At 64.9% G+C, this 20957-nt stretch carries 21 protein-coding genes; 9 read left to right on the forward strand and 12 right to left on the reverse strand.

The window, feature by feature from the left end; translation table 11 throughout:
• Positions 1–28: 28 nt before the first annotated feature.
• Together WAW17_RS12860 and WAW17_RS12865 are read right to left on the reverse strand one after the other, a co-directional pair.
• On the reverse strand, positions 29–1177 hold the full coding sequence (locus WAW17_RS12860; RefSeq protein ID WP_422333351.1) for an acyl-CoA dehydrogenase family protein: 1149 nt from the start codon (positions 1175–1177) through the stop codon (positions 29–31).
• A gap of 3 nt (positions 1178–1180) precedes the next feature.
• Positions 1181–2332 (reverse strand): acetyl-CoA C-acetyltransferase, encoded by a 1152-nt coding sequence (locus tag WAW17_RS12865; protein ID WP_422333352.1) that lies wholly within the window; start codon positions 2330–2332, stop codon positions 1181–1183.
• A gap of 306 nt (positions 2333–2638) precedes the next feature.
• Between WAW17_RS12865 and WAW17_RS12870 the strand changes: the two genes are divergently transcribed.
• Genes WAW17_RS12870 through WAW17_RS12880 form a run of 3 tightly spaced genes read left to right on the forward strand, consistent with a single transcriptional unit; the run spans position 2639 to position 5671 of the window.
• On the forward strand, positions 2639–3091 hold the full coding sequence (locus WAW17_RS12870; RefSeq protein WP_422333353.1) for a MaoC family dehydratase: 453 nt from the start codon (positions 2639–2641) through the stop codon (positions 3089–3091).
• 28 nt (positions 3092–3119) lie between these two features.
• The gene (locus WAW17_RS12875; protein ID WP_422333354.1) at positions 3120–4760 is read left to right on the forward strand and encodes a class I adenylate-forming enzyme family protein; all 1641 of its coding nucleotides are present in this window, start codon (positions 3120–3122) and stop codon (positions 4758–4760) included.
• A gap of 47 nt (positions 4761–4807) precedes the next feature.
• Positions 4808–5671 (forward strand): SDR family oxidoreductase, encoded by an 864-nt coding sequence (locus WAW17_RS12880; RefSeq protein ID WP_422333355.1) that lies wholly within the window; start codon positions 4808–4810, stop codon positions 5669–5671.
• Between the two features lie 178 nt (positions 5672–5849).
• On the opposite strand, the gene WAW17_RS12885 is transcribed toward WAW17_RS12880, so the two are convergent.
• The 10 genes from WAW17_RS12885 to WAW17_RS12930 form a co-directional block, all read right to left on the reverse strand.
• On the reverse strand, positions 5850–6119 hold the full coding sequence (locus tag WAW17_RS12885; RefSeq protein WP_422333356.1) for a cytochrome C oxidase subunit IV family protein: 270 nt from the start codon (positions 6117–6119) through the stop codon (positions 5850–5852).
• Complete coding sequence (locus tag WAW17_RS12890; protein WP_422333357.1) at positions 6116–6733, reverse strand: cytochrome c oxidase subunit 3; 618 nt, start codon at positions 6731–6733, stop codon at positions 6116–6118. The genes WAW17_RS12885 and WAW17_RS12890 overlap by 4 nt, the downstream gene beginning before the upstream one ends.
• Positions 6730–7467: a hypothetical protein gene (locus WAW17_RS12895; protein ID WP_422333358.1), complete on the reverse strand. Its 738-nt coding sequence runs from the start codon at positions 7465–7467 to the stop codon at positions 6730–6732. The genes WAW17_RS12890 and WAW17_RS12895 overlap by 4 nt, the downstream gene beginning before the upstream one ends.
• Before the next feature lie 38 nt (positions 7468–7505).
• On the reverse strand, positions 7506–9047 hold the full coding sequence (locus WAW17_RS12900; protein WP_422333359.1) for an AMP-binding protein: 1542 nt from the start codon (positions 9045–9047) through the stop codon (positions 7506–7508).
• 27 nt (positions 9048–9074) lie between these two features.
• A complete protein-coding gene (locus tag WAW17_RS12905) occupies positions 9075–9866 on the reverse strand; it encodes a coniferyl-alcohol dehydrogenase (RefSeq protein ID WP_422333360.1) in 792 nt (263 codons plus the stop codon).
• Positions 9867–9890: 24 nt separating this feature from the next.
• Entirely contained in the window at positions 9891–11165 is a 1275-nt protein-coding gene (locus tag WAW17_RS12910; protein WP_422333361.1) for a cytochrome P450, read from the reverse strand.
• A gap of 496 nt (positions 11166–11661) precedes the next feature.
• Complete coding sequence (locus WAW17_RS12915; RefSeq protein WP_422333362.1) at positions 11662–12696, reverse strand: MBL fold metallo-hydrolase; 1035 nt, start codon at positions 12694–12696, stop codon at positions 11662–11664.
• Positions 12693–13826 (reverse strand): CaiB/BaiF CoA transferase family protein, encoded by a 1134-nt coding sequence (locus WAW17_RS12920; RefSeq protein WP_422333363.1) that lies wholly within the window; start codon positions 13824–13826, stop codon positions 12693–12695. The genes WAW17_RS12915 and WAW17_RS12920 overlap by 4 nt, the downstream gene beginning before the upstream one ends.
• 86 nt (positions 13827–13912) lie before the next feature.
• Complete coding sequence (locus WAW17_RS12925; protein WP_422333364.1) at positions 13913–14542, reverse strand: TetR/AcrR family transcriptional regulator; 630 nt, start codon at positions 14540–14542, stop codon at positions 13913–13915.
• Positions 14539–15336: an SDR family NAD(P)-dependent oxidoreductase gene (locus WAW17_RS12930; RefSeq protein ID WP_422333365.1), complete on the reverse strand. Its 798-nt coding sequence runs from the start codon at positions 15334–15336 to the stop codon at positions 14539–14541. The genes WAW17_RS12925 and WAW17_RS12930 overlap by 4 nt, the downstream gene beginning before the upstream one ends.
• A gap of 162 nt (positions 15337–15498) precedes the next feature.
• Here WAW17_RS12930 and fabG point away from each other — a divergent pair, with 162 nt between their 5' ends.
• From fabG to WAW17_RS12960, 6 genes are all read left to right on the forward strand, one after another.
• Positions 15499–16239 carry a 3-oxoacyl-ACP reductase FabG gene (fabG, locus tag WAW17_RS12935; protein WP_422333369.1) on the forward strand — a complete coding sequence of 247 codons (741 nt, stop codon included), beginning with the start codon at positions 15499–15501 and terminating at the stop codon, positions 16237–16239.
• Positions 16236–17036: an enoyl-CoA hydratase/isomerase family protein gene (locus WAW17_RS12940; RefSeq protein ID WP_422333366.1), complete on the forward strand. Its 801-nt coding sequence runs from the start codon at positions 16236–16238 to the stop codon at positions 17034–17036. Before fabG ends, WAW17_RS12940 begins: the two co-directional genes overlap by 4 nt.
• Positions 17033–17842, forward strand: a complete 810-nt coding sequence (locus WAW17_RS12945; RefSeq protein ID WP_422333367.1) for an enoyl-CoA hydratase/isomerase family protein — start codon at positions 17033–17035, stop codon at positions 17840–17842. Before WAW17_RS12940 ends, WAW17_RS12945 begins: the two co-directional genes overlap by 4 nt.
• 1 nt (position 17843) lies before the next feature.
• On the forward strand, positions 17844–18632 hold the full coding sequence (locus WAW17_RS12950; protein ID WP_422333368.1) for an enoyl-CoA hydratase/isomerase family protein: 789 nt from the start codon (positions 17844–17846) through the stop codon (positions 18630–18632).
• Between the two features lie 78 nt (positions 18633–18710).
• The gene (locus WAW17_RS12955) at positions 18711–20438 is read left to right on the forward strand and encodes a class I adenylate-forming enzyme family protein (RefSeq protein WP_422333370.1); all 1728 of its coding nucleotides are present in this window, start codon (positions 18711–18713) and stop codon (positions 20436–20438) included.
• 68 nt (positions 20439–20506) lie between these two features.
• Positions 20507–20957: aromatic ring-hydroxylating oxygenase subunit alpha (locus tag WAW17_RS12960; protein WP_422333371.1), on the forward strand; the 451-nt coding region annotated here is incomplete at its 3' end.

Genomic DNA, 20957 nt, shown 5'->3' on the forward strand with positions numbered 1-20957 from the left:
GTTGCCGGCACCGCGATTTCTTGTTCTGTCAGCGTACGAGGTCGCGCCCGATGATCTCTTTCATCACTTCGGTGGTGCCGCCGTAGATCGTCTGAATACGAGTGTCCACGTAGGCCTTCCCCACGGCGTATTCGGTCATGTATCCGTAGCCACCGTGGAGTTGCAGGCACCGGTCGATGACCCGCTTCTGCAGTTCGCTGATGTACCACTTACCCTTTGCCGCGTCGACCGGGGTGAGGGTGCCGGCGTTGTACGCGAGCACACTGCGGTCCACGTAGGTCTCCGCCACATCGATTTCGGTGGACATCTCGGCAAGCTGGAACCGCGTGTTCTGGAAGTCGGCGATCGACTGTCCGAACGCCCTGCGCTCCTTGCAGTATTCGACGGTGCTTTCGAAGATGGCACGCGTGGTGGCCATCGCCGTCGCGGACACTCCCAGGCGCTCTCGGGGAAGGTGACTCATGAGGTACTGCAGGCCGCGTCCCTCTTCGCCGAGAAGGTTGGCGGCGGGCACCCGTGCATTCTCGAAGAACAGTTCCGCGGTGTCCTGTGAGGGCAGCCCGATCTTGTCCAGCTTGCGGCCTCGGACGAATCCGGGGGTGTCGCGTTCCACGACGAACAGGCTGAATCCTCGCGAACCCGCGTTCGGGTCGGTGCGGGTGGCCACCACCACGACATCGGCCATGATGCCACTCGAGATGAACGTCTTCTGGCCGTTGATGATCCAGTCGTCGCCGTCGCGGACGGCGCTCGTGCGAATCCCCTGCAGGTCACTACCGGTGCCGGGTTCCGTCATGGCGAGAGCCCCGATGGTCTCACCCGAGGCGAATCCGGGAAGCCAGCGCTGCTTCTGCTCGTCGTTGGTCAGATCGAGCAGGTAGTGCAGCACCAGGTCGTCCTGCAGGCTGATCGTCAGACCGAAGGACAAGGCATTGATCTTTGCGATCTCCTCGCACACGACCATTCGGTAGCGGTAGTCGGGCTCGCCGGAGCCACCGAACTGCTCGGGGATCTGCAGTCCGTAGATGCCGGCCTTCGCGGCCCGGGCGAAGACCGCCGGGTCGATCCAGCGCTCCTCGTCCCACCGGTCCTTGTGCGGGGTCACTTCACGCGCGAGGAATTCGCGCACTGTTTCGCGGTAGAGCTCGTGGTCCCGCTCGTAGAGGGTGCGGTCCATCCGTCAGAGCCTTTCGATGATGGTGACGTTCGCCTGTCCGCCGCCTTCACACATGGTCTGCAACCCGTACCGGCCACCGGTCCGCTCCAGTTCGTGCAGCAGCGACGTCATCAGACGCGCACCCGTGCAACCGATCGGATGGCCGAGCGCGATGGCGCCGCCATTGATGTTCACCTTGGCCGGATCGGCACCGAGGTCGGCGATCCAGGCGAGCACGACGGGCGCGAACGCCTCGTTGATCTCGACGGCGTCGATGTCGTCGATGGAGAGGCCGGCCTTCTTCAGCGCATGCTGAGTGGCGGGGATCGGGGCAGACAGCATCATCACGGGATCCGCGCCGCGGACGGAGAGGTGATGAATGCGTGCGCGGGGAGTGAAGCCGTAACGCTCGACGGCGGCTTCGGAGGCGACGAGCAGGGCGGCCGAGCCGTCCGAGATCTGGCTGGCCACAGCTGCGGTCAGCTTGCCACCCTCGGTCAGCGTCTTCAGGCCGGCCATCTTCTCGAGAGTGGTGTCCGCGCGCGGGCCTTCATCGGTCGAGATGCCCTCGAACTCGGTGATCTCGCGGGTGAACCGGCCCTCGGCGATCGCCTTCAGTGCCCGCTGATGGCTCTCGTAGGCGAACTTCTCATTGTCTTCCCGGCTCAGGTTCCATTGGTCCGCGATCATCTCGGCTCCACGGAACTGCGAGATTTCCTCGTCGCCGTAGCGCGCGGCCCAGCCCTTCGACCCGGTCCACGGATCAGTGGAGCCGAAGGGCTCACCTGCACCGAACGCGCTGAGGATGGGGTATTGGCTCATCTTCTGCACGCCACCGGCGACGATGAGATCGGCGGTGCCGCTCATGACGCCCTGGGCGGCGAAGTGCACTGCCTGCTGTGCCGAACCGCACTGGCGGTCGATCGTGACACCGGGAACGCTCTCGGGAAGCCCGGCGGCCAGGGCTGCGGTGCGGGCGATGTCGCCGGCCTGGGATCCGATGTTGTCGAGGCAGCCGAGGATGACGTCGTCGATATCGGCAGGATCGAAGTCGTGACGGCCGACGACCGTCTTGATGACGTGGGCAGCCATGTCGGCGGGATGGGACTGTGCGAATCCGCCGCCGCGTTTGCCGACCGCGGTACGGACGGCGTCAACGATAAAGGCCTCGGCCATGGGGTTCCTCCTGGGTGAAATGTGTGACTCGGTTTGAATTTAACATAGATTCGAATTGGTAATTGCTCTGCAGCTGGGAAGTCGCGTTCGTGAATCGGCAGATAGGGCCTCATCGAGGGCCTCCTCGACTCGTACGCCCATTGCGCGCGATGCTGCATCGCGTTCGAGTAGGCGAGAGATTCCGGGGTCCATCAGGGAGCTCCACATCAGTCGGTCGTGTTCGTGACGTATCGGAACGGGATGTTGACTACCTCACACTAACTAATTTATGTTCAATTCAAAAGTGGCCGAATTGAGGGAGAACTGATGAAGGTGTTCAACGGGATCGAAGAAGTGATCGCGGCGGAAGGAGCCGACCTGGGAACCACCCACTGGGTGGAGATCGACCAGGCGCGCGTCGATCAGTTCGCCGATGCGACCGGAGACCACCAATGGATCCACGTCGACCCCGATCGGGCGAAGGAGGGACCGTTCGGCGGAACGATCGCCCATGGATTCCTGACGCTGTCGATGCTGCCGGTTCTGCAGCAGCAGCTCTACCGTGTCGACGGCATCACGATGGCCGTCAACTACGGTCTGAACAAGGTGCGGTTCCCGGCACCGGTGCCGGTGGGTTCGAAGGTGCGCGCCTCGCTGAAGATCGCCAAGGTAACCCCGCTCGAGGGCGCGATCCAGGTGGAGTTCACCACGACCATCGAGGTCGAGGGGAGTGCAAAGCCCGCATGCATCGTGGAATCGATCGCTCGGTATGTCGCCTGACCATGGACAAATCCAGAGGAAATCGCTCATGACGACAGAACTGGACAACCGGATTCTGACCGAGTCGTACTGGCCCCTCGACGACAGCGTTCCGCTGGTCGAATACACGCTGGGCTCGCTCCTGCGGGAACGGGCACGGCAGTGCCCGGACACCGTGGCCGTGGTCGGCAATGCCCACGGCACCGGCGAAGAGCGCCGCCTCACCTACGACGAGTTGTACGCCGAGGCGCAGCGGGTTGCAGCCGCGATCCTCGAGCTGGCCGCACCCGGCGATTTCGTCGCGCTGTGGGCACCCAATGTCGTCGAATGGCCGATCATCCTGTTCGGGGCGGCGATTGCCGGTGTCACCCTCGTTGCCCTCAACCCGGTTCTCCGTCGTGACGAACTCGTGTACGCGCTCGATCACAGCGGGGCAACATTGTTGATCCACGCGGAGGCCAGCCGCAATTACGACATGGCCGCCGTTGTCGCGGAGGCGAAGTCGCGGTGCCCGCAGCTGCGCCATACCGTCAGCCTGTCCGAAACCGAGCGCTGGCGTGCTTCCACCTCCTTGGACGAGGTCGCCGCGGGCCCGAACGCGTCCGATTCGTTCGCGCCCGTGATGCTCCAGTACACCTCCGGAACCACCGGTCTGCCCAAGGGCGTGCTCCTGCGACACCGCTCGTTGGTCAATGTCGCCCGGTTCACCATGGAAGCCATCGAGACGCCGACGCCACTCGTCGGTGTCAATCCACTTCCCATGTTCCACACCGCTTCCTGCGTGATCGGCACGATCGGGACGATCTGGATGGGCGGAACGATGGTGCTCATCGAACAGTTCACTCCGGCAGGCGCACTCGAGGCACTGCGCTCCGAGAAGGCGAATGTTCTCTTCTACGTGCCCACCATCCTCGGTGCCGTACTGGAAGCGGCGAGGCAGGACGGCAATCCAGCACCTCGCTTGGTCCGCGTGCTCGGCGGCGGTGCCAACGTGCCGGGCCCCATAATCGAAGCAACGGAGAAGCTCTTCGGAGCGACCGTGCACAACCTGTTCGGTCAGACGGAGTTCTCACCGGTCATCACTCTCACCCGTACGACGGATTCGCGTGAGGATCAGATCCATACGAGCGGTCACCCGCTACCGCAGGTGGCGGTGAAGATCGTCGATCCGATCGACGGTTCGGTGGTACCTCTCGGAGTATCCGGTGAGGTGTGCGGCCGGGGTTATCAGCAGATGGTCGAGTATCTCCACAATCCCGAGGCCACCGCCGCCGCGATCGACGCCGAAGGGTGGGTGCACACCGGCGACCTCGGAAAGTTCGATCAGCATGGAACTTTGACGATCACCGGGCGGCTCAAGGATCTCATCATCCGTGGCGGCGAGAACATTGCCCCGGCGGAAATCGAGTCGTTCCTGACGGCGCACGAGGACGTCCTCGAGGTCACGGTCGTGGGCGTTCCCGACGAGAAATGGGGTGAGATCGTCGCGGTCGTCATCGTTCCGCGGGGCGAGCCCCGCGAGGGCTTGCGGCAGTCGCTCGTCGACTACGCCACCCAGGGTCTGTCACCGTACAAGGTGCCGCGTGACTGGTATCTGGCAGCGGAGCTGCCGGCCACCGCCTCGGGCAAGGTCCAGAAGTTCAAGCTCCGTGAGGCTATCGCCGATGGCGTTTACAGACAGCTGCCCTGACCTGCTCGCAAGCAATCCCACCATTTTGTCGAATTCAAGGAGAAGACATGCCAGGAGTGAATGACCGGGTCGTCGTGGTGACCGGCGCAGGTGGCGGCCTCGGCCGCGAGTACGCGTTGCTGCTCGCCCGTGAGGGTGCTCGGGTGGTCGTCAACGACCTCGGCGGCGCACGCGACGGTTCGGGTTCGGGATCGACAATGGCCGACGCCGTGGTCGCGGAAATCCGCGAAGCAGGCGGCCTCGCAGTGGCCAACTACGACAGCGTGGCCACCGAGGAAGGCGCGCAATCGCTGATCCAGACCGCGCTCGACGAATTCGGTGCGGTGCACGGCGTCGTCAACAATGCCGGCATCCTCCGTGACGGTGCGTTCCACAAGATGACCAGCGACAACTGGGATGCCGTGCTGAAGGTCCACCTCTACGGCGGGTACAACGTCTCTCGCGCGGCGTGGCCGCACTTCCGTGAGCAGAAGTTCGGTCGCATCGTCGTCGCGACGTCCACGAGCGGCCTCTACGGCAACTTCGGGCAGGCCAACTACGGTGCCGCGAAGCTCGGCCTCGTCGGTCTGATCAACACGCTCGCCATCGAGGGTGCCAGGTTCGGAATCAACGCGAATGCGGTTGCACCTCTCGCAGCCACCCGGATGACCGAGGACATCGCACCGCCGGAGTTCCTCGAGAAGCTGCCGCCGGCGCACGTGGCCCCGGTCGTCGGCTATCTCCTCACCGAGGAATCCTCGGATACCGGATCCGTGTTCGTGGTGGGTGGCGGACAGGTGCAGCGGGTGGCGCAGTTCCAGAACAAGGGAGTGACCTTCGCCGCGCCGCCCACCGTCGATCAGCTTGCGGAGCGGTGGGCGGAGATCTCCGACATGACCGGTGCCGTTCCCGGTGTGAATCCGCTCGGCTGAGACACGGTAGTTCCCCACGGGCGGGCAGGAGCATGCATCCTGCCCGCCCGCTGTCTTGCGTGTACGCCACGCCCGACCCCCCTGAACGCCACGCCCAATGTCAACGTCTCGCCCAATGTGACAGTGGGGCAATCCAACTGAACGAATGTGACATTGGGTGACTGCGGCGGGGCGCCCTTCAGGCAACCAGCAGGGCGACAGAAACGGTGCCGACCGTGAGTATCCAGGTTTCGACGATCAACCGGAGACGCGTTGTCGCAGATCGGAGTTCCATGAAGTCCAGGGCGATATAGCGCGCTTTGACGAAGGCGATGGCCAGTGCAATACCTGCCGCGATGCGGGCGTTCTCCGGGCCGAGCAGGTGGCCCTTGCTGATCCACAGGGTCGCACAGGTTGCGATGAGGAGACCGATCCACACAACGGTCGCCCTGACGGGTACGAGGCTCATGCGGGGCTCCCCAGGTAGAGCAGCGTGAAGATGATGACCCACAACAGGTCAACCATGTGCCAGTAGACGGCGGCTCCCTCCGCGAATCGCGTGGACACCGCCTGCCTACCCGCGACAGTCGACCTCCGCCACACGAGGAGCAACACCGAGCCGATCGCCACATGAAGCAGGTGCAGGCCGGTGAGAACGAAGTAGTACATGAAGAACTCGCTGGACGCAAGGCCATGTCCGGATGCGACTTCCAGAGCGTATTCGATTGTCTTGCAGGCAATGAATACCCCCGCACCAGCCAAGGTGACGTCCAATAGGCGCCTGGCAGCGTCAACGCATCCACCTCTCTGGTGGTGAACAGCCATCAGAACCAGGTAGGACGACGTCAGGAGAACAACTGTGTTGATCAAGCCGAGTGGGATCAGCAATTCGGCCGAATCGTGCACAAACGTCGCGGTGTTCTCGCGCAAGGCCCACAGATAGGCGATGAAGAAACCGGCAAATACCGTCAGATCCCCAAGAATGAAGATCCACAGCTCCGCCTCGCCGGGGATGCGTCTGCCGGTTTCGGGTGCCCGCGGTTCGACCGAATCGGTTGATCGAATGCCGGTCGCGGGGATCATGCGGCGATCTCCTCGTTCTTCGGTGCCCATCGTCCCGACAGAGCAAGGTGTCGCAATGTCAGTCCCATGGCAAACAGCCAGACGGTGTACGACGAGAGGGCCAGCCAGAAGATGAAGATTCCGTGCCAGGCGAATGGGCCGGTCTTGAACGCGAATGCCAGGACGTCGAAGGCAAATGTGAACCCCACCCAGAAATTCAGGTATCCGAGCCAACGTGGGAGCAAGGGTGTGGTCGCTGTCAGAATCCCGGCGCCGATTGCAAGATTCTGGATGATGAATGGTGCAACCGGAGTGAGGAACAGCAGCCATGCGAGGTCGTTGAGCATCATGGTCAGCTCCGCATCGCGGTCCGGCCGGAATCCTGCCACCGCCATGATCAGCATGGGGATCAAGAGCAAAACGCCGGTCACTGCGCCCGATACAAGCTGTATCAGTGCAAGGATCGGCGATCGACCTTCCATGCGCCACATGACGAACCCGACGCCGGCGACAAGCGGAATCACCAGACAGATGCCGATGGACGCGAGGGCTATGCCCATGGGCACCCGGACGCCGTTGGCGTAGAACGCCGCAACCGTCTGGGTCGAGTCGCCGGCACCGAGGGGGAAGGGCAGGACACCCGCGATGAGCCAGCCGATGAAGGCAACGACGACTGTGAGCGGTCCGCACCAACCACAGATCACCAGTGTGCGCCTGGTCGTAGTGGACAGCGGATCCACGAGTGTGTAGTCCATCCGAGTTGGATCTCCAGTTCCAGGGTGTGCGAGTCGGACTATCCCGATGCCGAAGTCAGATAGGGGTCTCGGATCTTGCCCTTGACGAGCTTGCCGGTGGGGGTGCGGGGCAGCTCGTGCACGAAGTCCACGGACCGTGGAGTCTTGTAGTGCGCGATGCGCTCACGCACATAGTCGATCAGTTCCGCAGCGAGCGTTTCCGACTCCTCGATTCCTGGAGCCAACTGAACGACGGCCTTGACCTGCTCACCCATCTCGGGATCGGGGATGCCGATCACGGCGACATCGAGAACCGCTGGGTGCAGGGCGAGGACGTTCTCCGACTCCTGCGGGTAGATGTTCACACCACCGGAAATGATGACGAACGACTTGCGGTCGGTCAGGTACAGGTATCCGTCCTCGTCGAGGTAGCCGAGATCGCCGACCGTGGTCCAGTTCGGATGCTCGGGATGCTGTGCGGCCGCGGTCTTCTCGGGATCGTTGTGGTAAGTGAACGGCAGGACTTCGCGTTCGAAGTAGACCGTGCCGATCTCGCCGGTCGACAGCACGGTGCCGTCGTCGCTGCAGATATGGACCGGTCCGAGGACGCTCTTGCCGACGGAGCCGGGGTGTTCGAGCCATTCGGCGCTGTTGATGAAGGTCATGCCGTTGGCTTCGGTCGAGCTGTAGTACTCGTAGACGATGGGGCCGAGCCAGTCGATCATGGCCTGTTTGACGTCTTGGGGGCACGGTGCCGCGGCATGGATCAGTACCCGCAGGCTCGACAGGTCATAGCGAGTGCGTACCGAGTCGTCGAGCTTGAGGATCCGCACGAACATCGTCGGTACCATCTGCGCGGCGGTGACCCTGTACTGCTCGATGTGGCGGAGGGAAGTTTCGGCATCGAACTTCGCGGCGATGACGACTGTGCCGCCGAGCGCATGGATGATGCCGCCCCATCGCAGGGGTGCGGCGTGGTAGATGGGTGCCGCGGAATAGTAGACGGTCTCTTCGCCTATGCCGAACATGTGCTTGGCAACCATGGCCAGGGGATCGCCGGATTCGGCAACCTGCCAGTCCGGCAGTGGCGGCTGGATGCCCTTGGGGAATCCGGTGGTCCCCGACGAGTACAGCATGATCGCGCCGCCCGGCTCGTCGTCGAGTCGCGGTCCCGCGTCGGTGAGTGCGTCCTCGTAGGATGCGAAGCCGTCGACCTCGCCGCCGAACGCCAGACGGCACGCTTGTCCTGGCACGAGCGCGCCGACCTGTGCGGCGAGATCGGCCAGCGCCGCAGACACGACGAGCGCCTTGGCGCCGCTGTCGCGGACGATGTACGCGACCTCGTCGGGGGTGAGGTGTCTGTTGACGGCGGTGATGTACAGGCCGGAACGCTGGGTGGCCCAGAAGACCTCGAAGGACTCGACAGTGTTGTCGGTGAGCAGTGCGACGACGTCGCCGCGGCGCAGGCCGGCGTCGTGCAGAACACGTGCCAGGGCAGCGGAGTTGTCGTCGAGCGCACGGTAGGTCAGTCTGCGATCGGAATCGGCGAGAACAACCGCAAGCCGATCAGGATGGGACTTGGCGTAGGTACCTGGGTACATGTCGGAGCCTTCGTTTCGGAGGGAACGTCAGATTTCGGGGACGGGGACGAGGCCGGTCAGTACGGTGCCGGACAGCCCCCCGTCGACGACCAGCGCATGGCCGTTGACCCAGCCGGCTTCGGGCGAGGCGAGAAACAGGATCACCGACGCGATGTCGTCGGGGGTCGCGTGGCGGCCCAGCAATGTCTCGACGCCGTCGATGGTGTCTTCACCCATGGACTTGCGGAAATCCTCGAGGATCGGTGTCTGAACCGGGCCGGGAAGTACCGCATTGATGCGCAGGCCCATCTCGTGCAGCGCGATGCCCATCGTCATGACGTAGACGGTGGCAACTTCCTTGGAGAAGTTGTAGGCGTTGCCTTCTTGCGGGTTCGCGGTGAACCAGTCCGCGCCCTCGGCGAAGGTGTCGGTGGCGAGCAGTTCTTTGATTGTTTCGAGGCGGTCGGCCCAGTTGTATCCGGCGGTCGAGGAGACCACCACGACGGCGGCGCCCGGGTTCAGCAGGCCGAGAGAGGATTCGACGACGTGGCGCATGCCCAGGGCGTTGACCGCGAACACGACGTCAGCGGGTGCGGTACCGGGAACACCGGCGATACTGAGCAGTCCGTCGAAGGTGCCGTCGAGTTGGGCGAGCGCCGCGTCGATGCTGTCGGGATCGGACAGGTCGACGGTGATGTGCTGGTCGACCGGTGCGGTGGGCGTGTTGCGGTCGAGGCTGACCACAGAGACCCCGGCGTTGACGAGCTGGCGGGCGGTGGCGTCGCCGATGCCGGAGGCGGCGCCGGTGACGAGGAAGCGTTTACCGCTGAGACTGGACATCATTCTCCTGGGAAAGGTTGGGGGTCAGTGCTGGACGGGGCAGCCGGTGGACGCCGACATGCGCTTGACTGCGCCGGCGAAATTGCCGACGAGAAGATCGGGTTCACCGAGTTTCAGGCTCGGCATGCGGTGAAAAATCTGGTCGAACATGTGCTTGAGCTGCATCTTGGCGAGGAAGTTGCCGAGGCAGAAGTGCACCCCGCCGCCGCCGAAGGCGACGTGGGCGTTCGGCTTGCGGGTGATGTCGAACTTCCACGGGTCCGGAAAGACAGTCGCGTCCCGATTGCCGGAGTTGTAGAACATGACGACCCAGTCGCCTTTGCGGATCTCCTTGCCGCCCAGCACCGTGTCCTGTGTGGCGGTGCGGCGGAAGGTCATCACCGGGGTCACCCAGCGCAGCACCTCGTCGATCGCGGCGTCGATCCGTCCGTCGAAGTCCTCGAGCAGGTACGCGAGCTGATCCGGGTTGTCGAGCAGCACCTTGGTGCCCAGCGACAATGTGCTGCGGGTGGTGTCGTTGCCGGCGAAGGACATCAGCACGAACATCGACGCGAGCTCGTCGTCGGTCAGTTTCTTGCCGTCCACCTCGGCCGCAACGAGGTTGGTCCACACGTCGTCGCGCGGGCAGGTGCGGGTCATCTCCGCGAACCCGAGGCCGATTGTCAGGTTGCCGATGAGTGCGTCGTTGACCACCTCGGCCGGTGTGCGTCCAGCGGCGACGTCGGGGTCGTTCCAGCCGCCCAGCTCATCGGCATGGTGCGCGGCCTCTTCGCGGTACTCCTGGGGTAGGCCGACCATCTCGTAGAAGGTGTTCATCGGCATCGGCTTGGAGACGTTCTCGACCCAGTCGCCCTCGCCGAGGGCGAGAAAGTCGTCGACGATTCCGATCGCGCGCTGCCGGATCTGTTCCTCGATCTTCTTGATCTGCTTCGGGGTGAACGCCGAGCTCATCAGCTTGCGCATTGTCATGTGCCGGGGACCGTCCATCGCGAGGAAAGAAGACGCCGCCTCGATGAATTCCTCAGGAACGTCCTCCATCTGGTGGCCCTGACCGGAGCAGAACAGCTCGGGGTGGGTACTCACCTCGCGGATGAGGTCGTTGGTCGTCACCGCCCAGTAGCCCGGGATCTCGGGGGGCGCGAGCTCGCTGTCGACGGGAGGCTGCCAACTGACCGGGTCCCGGCGGCGCAACTCTGCGAACGAGGTGTCGCGCTCCTCGGGGGACAGCGTCCAGAACGCGCGGCTGGAGATGTTGACGGGGTCGTACGCGCGGGTCTCTGTGGGTGCGGTGGAAGTCATGAGGGGTCTCCTGGTGTGCGGGGATCAGTACGAGCAGGTCGGTGCGGCCGTCGGCCTCTGCCAGAAGGCGTTGCCGGTCTCTGCGCTCATCGTGGTTCCAGTGGGCTCGACCGCGGTTCCGTCCGGAAGTGCTTGGCACGCAACGAGGTCGAAGGATGACGTCCGTCTCGTGATCGGTGAAGACGAGCGGGGCGCGACGCCGGTTGCGGCCGGCTTGGCGAACAACTCGAAGGACACATGCGTCTCTCCTCGGGACGTGCGAATGCGACCGTGCCCTGAGTGTTGCCTGGGTCACGTTCAGACCTAACATAAGTCAACTTACGTAGAAGGTCAAGAGACCGCGGGCATGAGGTGCATCCGAGGTTCCCCGCGAGAAACGGGGTAGGTTCATGGCAACGCTCGGGTTGAAGGACGTCACAGTTCACGAAAAAATCTGCTGCATAACGATTCGCAGATGCGTCGAGGGTTCGTCGACCCCGTTCACTTCGCAGCCGCTTCACTTCGCAGCCGCGAAATGGTATACGCCGTCGATTTCGGTCCGCTCCAGTCGTCCTTGCAGGACGAGTACGTCCAGGTGTGCGGAGATTTCCAGAATCGCCATCATGCGGTGGATGGCACGCAGGTCGGCGAGCGCACGCTCGTGCCGAGTCCAGGTGAGTGCGCCCCCGATGTCGGCTGCGGTATGACGGCCAGACGCCACTTGTGACAGAACCGCATCGAATCGTTCGTCGTGGTGCGCGAGCAAGGCGTCGACCCGGTCGTGGACGTGGGGCGTCACCCGCCCGTGGGCAGGCAGCATCTGCGCGTTCGGCAACGACTTCACCCGTGCCAGCGACTCGAGGAAGGAGGCGAGCGGCAATGCCTCGGGGGCGCGCTCGAAACCGATGGAGGGCGTGATTCGCGGGAGGATGTGATCGCCGGTGATCATGACGTCCCGGTCAGGATCGGTGACGATCATGTGCCCGCGGGTGTGTCCCGGTGTGTGATGAACCTCGAGCATCCGGTCGCCGACTGCCAGCCGTTGTCCGTCCTCCAGCCACGCGTCGGGTTCGCCGAACGGGACGTCCTTTTCGTGTTCTTCGAGTTCCGTGGCCTCGATGAGGTCAGCCAAGTCCGTTGCACCGCAGGTCCGCAACAGGGCAACCTGTCCAGGGTGCATTCCGGCGATCTCCTCGAACGCGGCAATGGTGTGCCGTTCCTGCTCGCCCACGAGTACCGGCGTCCCGTAGGCGTCCCGGAGCGCGATGGCCTGCGTGTAATGATCCCAATGTGTGTGCGTGACAATGATCTGCTCGACGTCCGCGAGCGTGAAGCCGAGATCCGAGAGCGCCGCGGACAGGGCGCGTTCGGTGCTTGCCGAGGCCCAGCCCGGATCGACGAGGGTTACAGAGTTATTCGACGTCAGGGCATAGCAGTTGACGGATCTCAGATCCTGGAGGGGAAGCGCGAGCGGAATTCGGTAGACACTCTCCGCGACGCGGTGCGTGACGGGTGCGGTCCAGTCCGTGGACTGGTGGTCGAGTGTCGTCACGGTGCCGCCACCTCTGCCTCGATGGCCACGCCGCGGGTGATGAGGTCCTCCACGTTGTCGGCGCCCCAGTTCTTCAGCACCTCACGTGAGTGCTGTCCGGGCCGCGGGGGCGGGGGCGGCCAGTTCACGCGTGCCCGCTCCTTGGAGAACCTCGGCGCCGGAGCGGACTGCAGAACGCCGTCCACCTCGACGAGGGAGCCCCGAGCGCGTAAGTGTGGATTCTCGGCGGCGCCCGCCAGAGTCTCGATGGGTGCGACACATGCGTCCGTGTTCGCGAAATGGGTAGTCCACTCGGCCTGGCTGCGAGTTTTGAACACAGCCGCAATTTTCGCGCGAAGCTCCCGCCAGCGGCTCGTGTCGTGTTGAAGGTGCGCGGGCTCGTCCAGGCCCAGGCCGGTAACAAGCTCGGCGTAGAACTTCGGCTCGAGCGCACCCACGGCCATATGGCGGCCGTCGGCCGTCTCGTAGACAGAATAGTAGGGCGTGCCGCCGTCGAGCATGTTGCTCTCACGTCGATCCGCCCAGGCACCTGCGGCCATCATCATGTGGGTCGAGGACAGGAGATGGCTTACACCGTCGACGATCGCGGCGTCGACCACCTGCCCGGTGCCGGTCCGGTCGGCGTCGCGTAGCGCCGCCAGCACACCGATCACGAGGTAGGCGCCGCCGCCGCCGAAATCGCCGAGCAGGTTCAGCGGGATCTGCGGGGGCCCGTCCGCCGGGCCGATCGCGTGCAGTGCGCCGGTGAGTGCGACGTAGTCGATGTCGTGACCGGCGGTCTGGGCGAGAGGGCCGTCCTGCCCCCAGCCGGTGACGCGGCCGTACACGAGTTCGGGGTTGCGGGCCAGGCAGTCCTCGGGGCCGACTCCCAGCTTTTCCGCTACGCCAGGGCGGTATCCCTCGATCAGCACGTCCGCATGCTCGACCATGTCGAGGAGGACGCCCACCGCTTCGGGCTTCTTCAGGTCCAGCAGCAGCGACTGCTTGCCGCGGTTCATGATGTCGATGTCTTCCGCACCGGCGAAGAATCCACTGCCGCCGGGGCGGTCCACCCGCACCACCTCGGCGCCGAGATCCGCCAGGAACATTCCGGCGAAGGGTCCTGGTCCGAGCCCTGCAAGTTCGAGCACCCGGCATCCTGAGAGTGGTCCCACCGTGTCTGTTTCCCTTCCGTTGACAATGGTCGAGTCGATACCGAATCAGTCTGGGACGCAGGTCATGTGGGGCTCAGCCCGTGCCGGATCAGGCTCTGCGTGGTGGCGACGAGGTCGGCGAGTGAACCCTCCGAAGCGCGCCACCACTCCGGTGCCCAATTGAGCGCTCCGATCACCAGTTTGCGGGCGGTGCGCAGGTCGAGGTCGTCGCGGATCTCGCCCGCACCGAAGGCCGCGTCCATCAGCTCGCGCCACAGGGTGGAGTAGGCGTGCGAGTCCTCACGCAGCCGCTCGCGGATGCCGTCGGGTAGCTGGCCGGTGTTACGGGTGACCGCGGTCGCGAAATGGGAGAGTTCGAGTTCGACCTCGAGGTGTGCCGCCACTGCGGCGCAGATTCGGTCCATCGGATTCGTCTCCGAAGGCAAGGAGTCGAGGGCTGCGGCGACGTGCTCACGCAGTCGACTCTGGCCCACCGACATGACCTCGGAGATCAGGTCGTACCGAGATGCGAAGTAGTAGTACACGGCCGGCGCACGCAGTCCCGCTACCTCGGCGATGTCGGTGAGGCGAGTCTCGGAAACTCCCTTGCGGGAAAGCACCTCCGCGGCAGCGAAAAGCAGCCGTTCCTGGGTGGCCTCGGACTTGCGGCCGGAGGACGTGGGTTTCGCACTCCCCGTGGTGGGTGGATTCATGGCATGGAGTACCCGCCGCTGACCGACAGGACCTGGCCGGTGATCTGGCGGGCCGCGCCGGCGGAGCTGAAGAAGACCACGGCATCTGCCACGTCGCGGGCGGTGGTGAGCCGGCGAAGGGGGATGCCCTTCTCGAGGTTCTCGATCTGGCCGGCGTTGAACACCTTGTCCGCGCCTGCCGCCCACAGGCTGCCTGCGCCCACGGCGTCCGGTCCCTCGGGGAGCACCAGGCCCGGGCACACGACGTTGGAGCGGATGCCGTGACGCCCGTGCTCTTTGGCGACGGTGCGCGCCATGGCGATAAGTCCGGCTTTCGTTGCCCCGTAGATGCCCTGGCGGATCTCGCCGAAGGCAGCGTCGGAGGAGATGAAGACGATGGAGCCGGCCTGTGCCTCGCGCATGGGACCGAGCGCAGCCTGGGTGCAGGCGATCGCCGTGTAGAGGTTGATCTCGATCGTCTTCTGCCAGCGAGCGCGGTCGGTGTCCTTGGCGAAGAATTCCGCCTCGCTGAATCCGGCGTTGTTGACCAGCGCGTCGATGCCACCCCACTGCTCCTGCAGCGAGCCGACGGACCGCTCCGCGCTGCCTTCCTCGGTCAGGTCTTCCGCGAGGACGAGGGCCTCGCCGGCGCCCAGCTCGAGGGCCTCGGCGCGCACCTTCTCGGCCTGGTCCCGGTCGATGTCACAGATGGCCACGCGGGCGCCCTCGCGGGCGAAGCGGTGCACGATCCCGCGGCCCACGTTCGAGCCGCCTCCGGTGACCAGTACCCGCCCATTTCTCAAACCCAGGTCCATCTGCTCGTCTCGCTTCCGCGTCTCGGTGCTCCCGGCATTGACTCCGGCAGCGTAACTAATTTATGTTAAATTCAAAAGTACCGATAGAGGAGGTTGCATGAGGATTCTTCGCGGAATCGACCATGTCGTGACCGGTATCGAATCATGCCGGGGGTGCGCGTCGTGAGCGCCGGTCTGGTCGCGGGCAAGTGCGCGGCGATCACGGGCGCCGCGCAGGGTATCGGACTGGAGATCGCGCGCTTGCTGCACGAACAGGGCGCCGAGGTCATGATCCTCGACGTCGACCAGGATCACGCAGCCGCAGCTGCCGCTTCGTTGGGCGAGGGCGCTCTGGGCCGGGGTTGCGACGTCACCGACGAGAACTCCGTGCATGACGCGGTGGACGCCGCCGTCGCCGAGTTCGGCGGTCTGGACATCTTCGTCAACAACGCAGGCATCACCCGTGACGCGTCGCTGTGCAAGATGACCCTGGCAGACTTCGAAGCCGTCATCAATGTGCACCTCAAGGGCAGCTGGCTAGGCGTGCGCGCGGCATCGGCCGTGATGCGCGAAGCCGGCAGCGGCTCCATCATCAATATGTCCTCGCTCTCGGGGAAGTCCGGGAACTTCGGCCAGACCAACTACAGCTCCGCCAAGGCAGGCATCGTCGGTTTGACCAAGTCCGCGGCGAAGGAACTGGCGCACAAGGGCGTCCGGGTCAATGCCGTGCAGCCGGGCCTGATCCGCACTCCGATGACCGAGGCCATGCCGCCCGAGATCTTCGCTGCACGTGAAGCGGACATCCCCATGAAACGGGCCGGCGAACCACGGGAGGTGGCCGGGGCGGTGCTGTTCCTGGCTTCGGAGCACTCGAGCTACATGACCGGCACCGTGCTCGAGGTCGGCGGCGGGCGGCTGATATGAGCGCCGTGCAGCGAAGCACCACCGAGTCCGTTGTCGACGTCGTCGCCGACGGGGCCATCGGCCGCATCACCCTCAACCGGCCGGAGGCGATGAACGCCATCACCGTCGGGCTCGGGAAGCAGCTGGAGACCGCTTTGCGGGAACTGGCCCCGAAGGTCCGGGTCATCGTCCTCCGCGGTGCCGGCGGCAACTTTTCCGTGGGCGGCGACTTTCACGAACTACAGAGTCTGCGAGATCAGGGCCGTGACGCGATGTCGGAGCTGTTCGCCAACTTCGGCCGAGCCTGCTCGACCATCGCCGACTTGGACGTGCCCGTGATCGCCGCAGTGGAGGGCTACGCCATGGCGGGCGGTTTCGAGCTGATGCAGGCCGCCGACATCGCCCTCGTGCACGAGAAGGCCCAACTCGCCGATACCCACTCCAACCACGGCATGGTACCGGGCGGCGGAAGCACGCAACGGCTCCCTCGCCTCGTGGGGCGACAGCGCGCGCTGGGACACATCCTCACCGGCGACCGGCTCTCCGCCGACCAGGCGGTGGCGTGGGGGCTCGCCTACCGTGCTCTGCCCGCCGACACATTCGACGCGGACGTGGACGCATTCGCGGAGGTGCTGGCGTCCAAGGACCCGGTGGCACTGGCCCGCAGCAAGCAGCTGATCTACGCGGGGCTGCGCCTTCCGCTGCAGGACGGGCTGTCCTTGGAACTTCGCACCGTTCTCGATCATCTCGGCGAGGATTCGAGCGGAACCGGCATCGACGTATTCACCGACAAGGACCGACGAAGGAGCACGACATGACGGAGCACCTGATCCCCGAGGGACCCGTGCTGCTGGATCTCGATTCCGACGGTGTGGCTCGGCTGCGGCTCAACCGGCCCGACGCGTCCAACGGTATGGACGTCGGTTTCCTGCAGGCACTGCACGCTGCGGTGTTGAAGTGCCACGGCGAGCCGCGCGTGAAGGTGGTCGTCCTCAGCGGTGAGGGCAAGCACTTCTGTGCGGGCGGCGACGTCCGGACCTTCGCCTCCAAGGGTGCGGCCCTGCCGGATTACCTTCGCGAAGCCACCGCCTGGCTGCAGATCGCGACTTCGGCGCTGATTCAGCTTCAGGTGCCGGTCATCGCCTCGGTACACGGTTTCGCCGCCGGTGGCGGCGGACTCGGATTGGTGTGTGCCGCGGACTTCGTGATCGCCGAGGAGACCGCCAAGTTCATGTCCGGAGCCGTCCGGGTGGGTATGGCTCCCGACGGTGGTGTCTCCGTGACGCTCACCCAGCTCGTGGGTCTGCGCAAGGCCGCCGAGATCCTCCTGACCAATCCCACCCTCGACGCGCAGACCGCACTCGAGATCGGACTGATCACCTCCGTGGTTCCGGCGGGAGAGCTGAAGAAGCGCACCGACGAGTACGCATCGCAGTTCACCGAGCTCGCGCCTCTGGCGGTCGGCGCCACCAAGCGGCTGCTGTGGGGAGGCGTGGGCGCCACCGTGGCCGACCGGCTCGCGGAGGAAGCGCGCACGGTCTCCGAACTGTCGGGCACGGAGGACTCGAGGGAGGGGCTCGCCGCCGTTCTCGAGCGGCGTGCACCGAAATTCGTGGGGCGCTGATATGACGACCGACGGGGGTGGGCCGACCGTTCTCGCCGAAGATCGTGGCACCACCCGGCTGATCACCCTCAACCGCCCCGGCAAACGGAACGCCATCGACCTCACGTTGCGGGTGGAGCTCGCCGAGGCCCTCGAAGCGGCGATGTCAGCGGAGTCGGTTCGCGTGGTCGTGCTGACCGGCGCGGGCAAGGCCTTCTGTTCCGGTGGGGACATCTCCACCATGGATCGGCAGAGCGCGGAGAAGACCGTCGCCCGTGCCCAGGCCGCCCAACGGGTGATCCGGGCGATCTGGGGTGGCACCAAGCCGGTGCTCGCCGCGGTCGAGGGCTTCGCGTTCGGTGCGGGTGTCTCGCTGGCCATGGCGTGTGACCGGGTGGTCGCCAGCGAGGAGGCGGTCCTGAGCACGGCATTTACCGGTGTGGGGCTGGCGGGGGACATGGGAATCTTTCACTCGCTGCCCTCGCGGGTGGGCCCTGCGGTGGCGCGGCAGGTGATGATGCTGCCGCGACGCCTGTCCGCAGTCGAGGGGTACGAGCTGGGCATGGTGGACGAGACGGTGCCCGCCGGAACGGCTCTGGAGCGTGCCCTGGCCGATGCGGAGCTGATCGCTGCCGCACCGCCGCTGGCGCTGCGGGAGATGAAGTGGATCTGGGGACACGGTGGGGTATCGCCGATGGACCTGCTCAACCTGGAGGTCGAGGCGCAGGCCAGGCTCTTCGACACCGAAGACTTCGCCGAGGGGGTCGAGGCCTTCGCGGCCAAACGTAAGCCGGTGTTCCGGGGTCGGTAGGCAAGCGGAAGTGCGCTTGCCGTTTCCCTGCTTCGCATTTAATCTAATTGCGATTTAAAAATGGAGGAAGATGTCGTGGTGAACTCGATTACGCAGCGGCGTGAGGCCTTGGAGCGCCAGTTCCCGGAGTGGACCCCGCGCTCGCTGGGGGAATGGCTCGACTGCCGAGCCGGCCGTTTCGGCGATCGGCCTCTGGTCATCACCGACGAGCAGACCACCACCTACGCCGAGGTCGCCACCTGGTCGCGTCGGCTGGCGGATGGGCTCGTGGCCCTCGGCGTCAAGCCCGGAGATCACGTGGGAATCGTGATGGCGAACTACACCGAGTTCGTACCCGTCAAGTTCGCGGTGGCGCACACCGGCGCGGTCGCAATCCCGCTCAACTTCCTCTACAAGGAAGAAGAACTGGCCTACGTCCTCGCCCAGTCCCGGTGCACGGTGCTGATCACGATGACCGGACACGCCGGCCTCGATTACCCGAAGATGCTCGATACCATCGCGCCGGGCTGGGACGGACCCGACGGGCAGACCGCGTTTCCGCTGTTGCGTCATTTCGTGCAGGTGAGTGTCGACGGCAGGAGCCGGGACGGAGTACTCACTCTCGGCGGACTCGAAGAACTCGGGCAGGCCCACGCGGGTGCCAGTTCGAGCATCGTCGTCGACCCGGACTCGGTGGGTGACATCCTCTACACCTCGGGGACCACGGGTTCGCCCAAGGGCGTGCAGGTCACCCATGACGCCGTGCAGCGCACCGGATACGCCTCGGCGCTGACCCGGGCGTTCGACGACGGCTGGCGCGTGCTCTTCTCGCTGCCCTGCTACCACATGTTCGGCTACGTCGAGGGTCTGCTGGCCGCAATGACCGTGGGCGGCGCCGTGATCCTGCAACCCACGTTCGAACCGGCCGGGTACCTGGCCGGAATCGAGCGACATCGGGCCAACGACATTCTCTGCGTGCCGACCATGACGGTGGGCATCCTGGAGCGGCCCGACATCGCCGACTACGACCTTTCCAGCCTGCGTGCCCTTCTGTCCGGTGCCGCGCCCGGCCCGGTGTGGCTGTGGGAGAAGGCTGCCAAGCTGCTGGGGATCTCTGAGATCGTCACCGGCTACGGGATGACCGAGTGTGGTGGCGCCATGACCCTGAGCCGCCCCGACGACAGCTTCGAGATCACCTCCACCACGGTCGGCAAGCCCAAGTGGGCCGGCGTTGCGGGCCTCGCCGATCAGGACGGAGCGCTGTGCGAATACCGGACGGTCGACCCCGTGACGGGCGAGTTCCTCCCCGCGGGCGAGGAGGGGGAGTTGGTCTCGAAGGGACCCACGTCCATGCTCGGATTCTGGGACAAGCCCGAGGAGACCGCGAAGGGCCTGCGCGGCGGCTGGGTGTACTCCGGCGATCTGGGGATCGTCCGTGAGGACGGCTACGTGCAGATCACCGGTCGCTCCAAGGAACTCTACAAGAGCGGGGGTGAGCTGGTCATGCCCAAGGAGATCGAGGAACTGCTGACCGCCCATCCCGGGATCAGTCAGGTGTACGCGATCGGTGTGCCCGACGACCGATGGGGTGAAGTGGGCTGTGCCTGTGTGGTCCGCGCCCCGGAATCGACCATTACCGAGGACGAGGTCCTGCAGTTGTGCAGGGAGCAGCTGGCCCGCTTCAAGGTACCCAAGCACGTCTGGTTCCTGGAGTCTTCGGACCTGCCGACCACTCCCACCGGCAAGATCCAGAAATTTCGCCTCGTCGCACAGGCAACCAAATTCATCCACCAGCCGGACCTCTCAGGATCGGAGCAGAAACAGTGACACTTGCAGCCTCCCCAGACATCGACCCGGTAGCCGACAAGGCGCCGCGAGTCGACTACTCGGCCCTCATCCAGCCCGAACGCATCCACGGCTCCCTGTACACCAACGAGGACGTCTTCGCCGACGAACTCGAGCGAATCTGGTACAGGAGCTGGGTTTTCGTCGGACACACGTCCGAGGTACCCGCACCCAACGACTACGTTCGCAAGAAGCTCGGTCTGCAGGACGTCATCATGACGCGCGACAAGTCCGGCGAGGTGCATCTGCTGCTCAACCGCTGCGCCCACCGTGCCAATCTCGTCTGCGACGATGCGTCCGGCAACTCGAGCGCATTCCGGTGCCCCTACCACGGCTGGACCTACCGCAACAACGGCGAGCTGCTGGGTTATCCCCAATGCCGCGCAGTTAGGCGTGTGACTGTTGGGTCAAATGGGACACACGTGAGTAAAGGGCGTGTCGGTGCGTGTGGGACAGCGGAACTCCCGGTATCGAGGGCTTGTCCTCGCAAGACAACCCTTT

Origin of the sequence: Rhodococcus sp. (in: high G+C Gram-positive bacteria) (assembly GCF_049286785.1) — a bacterium.
Lineage (GTDB): Bacteria > Actinomycetota > Actinomycetes > Mycobacteriales > Mycobacteriaceae > Rhodococcus_F.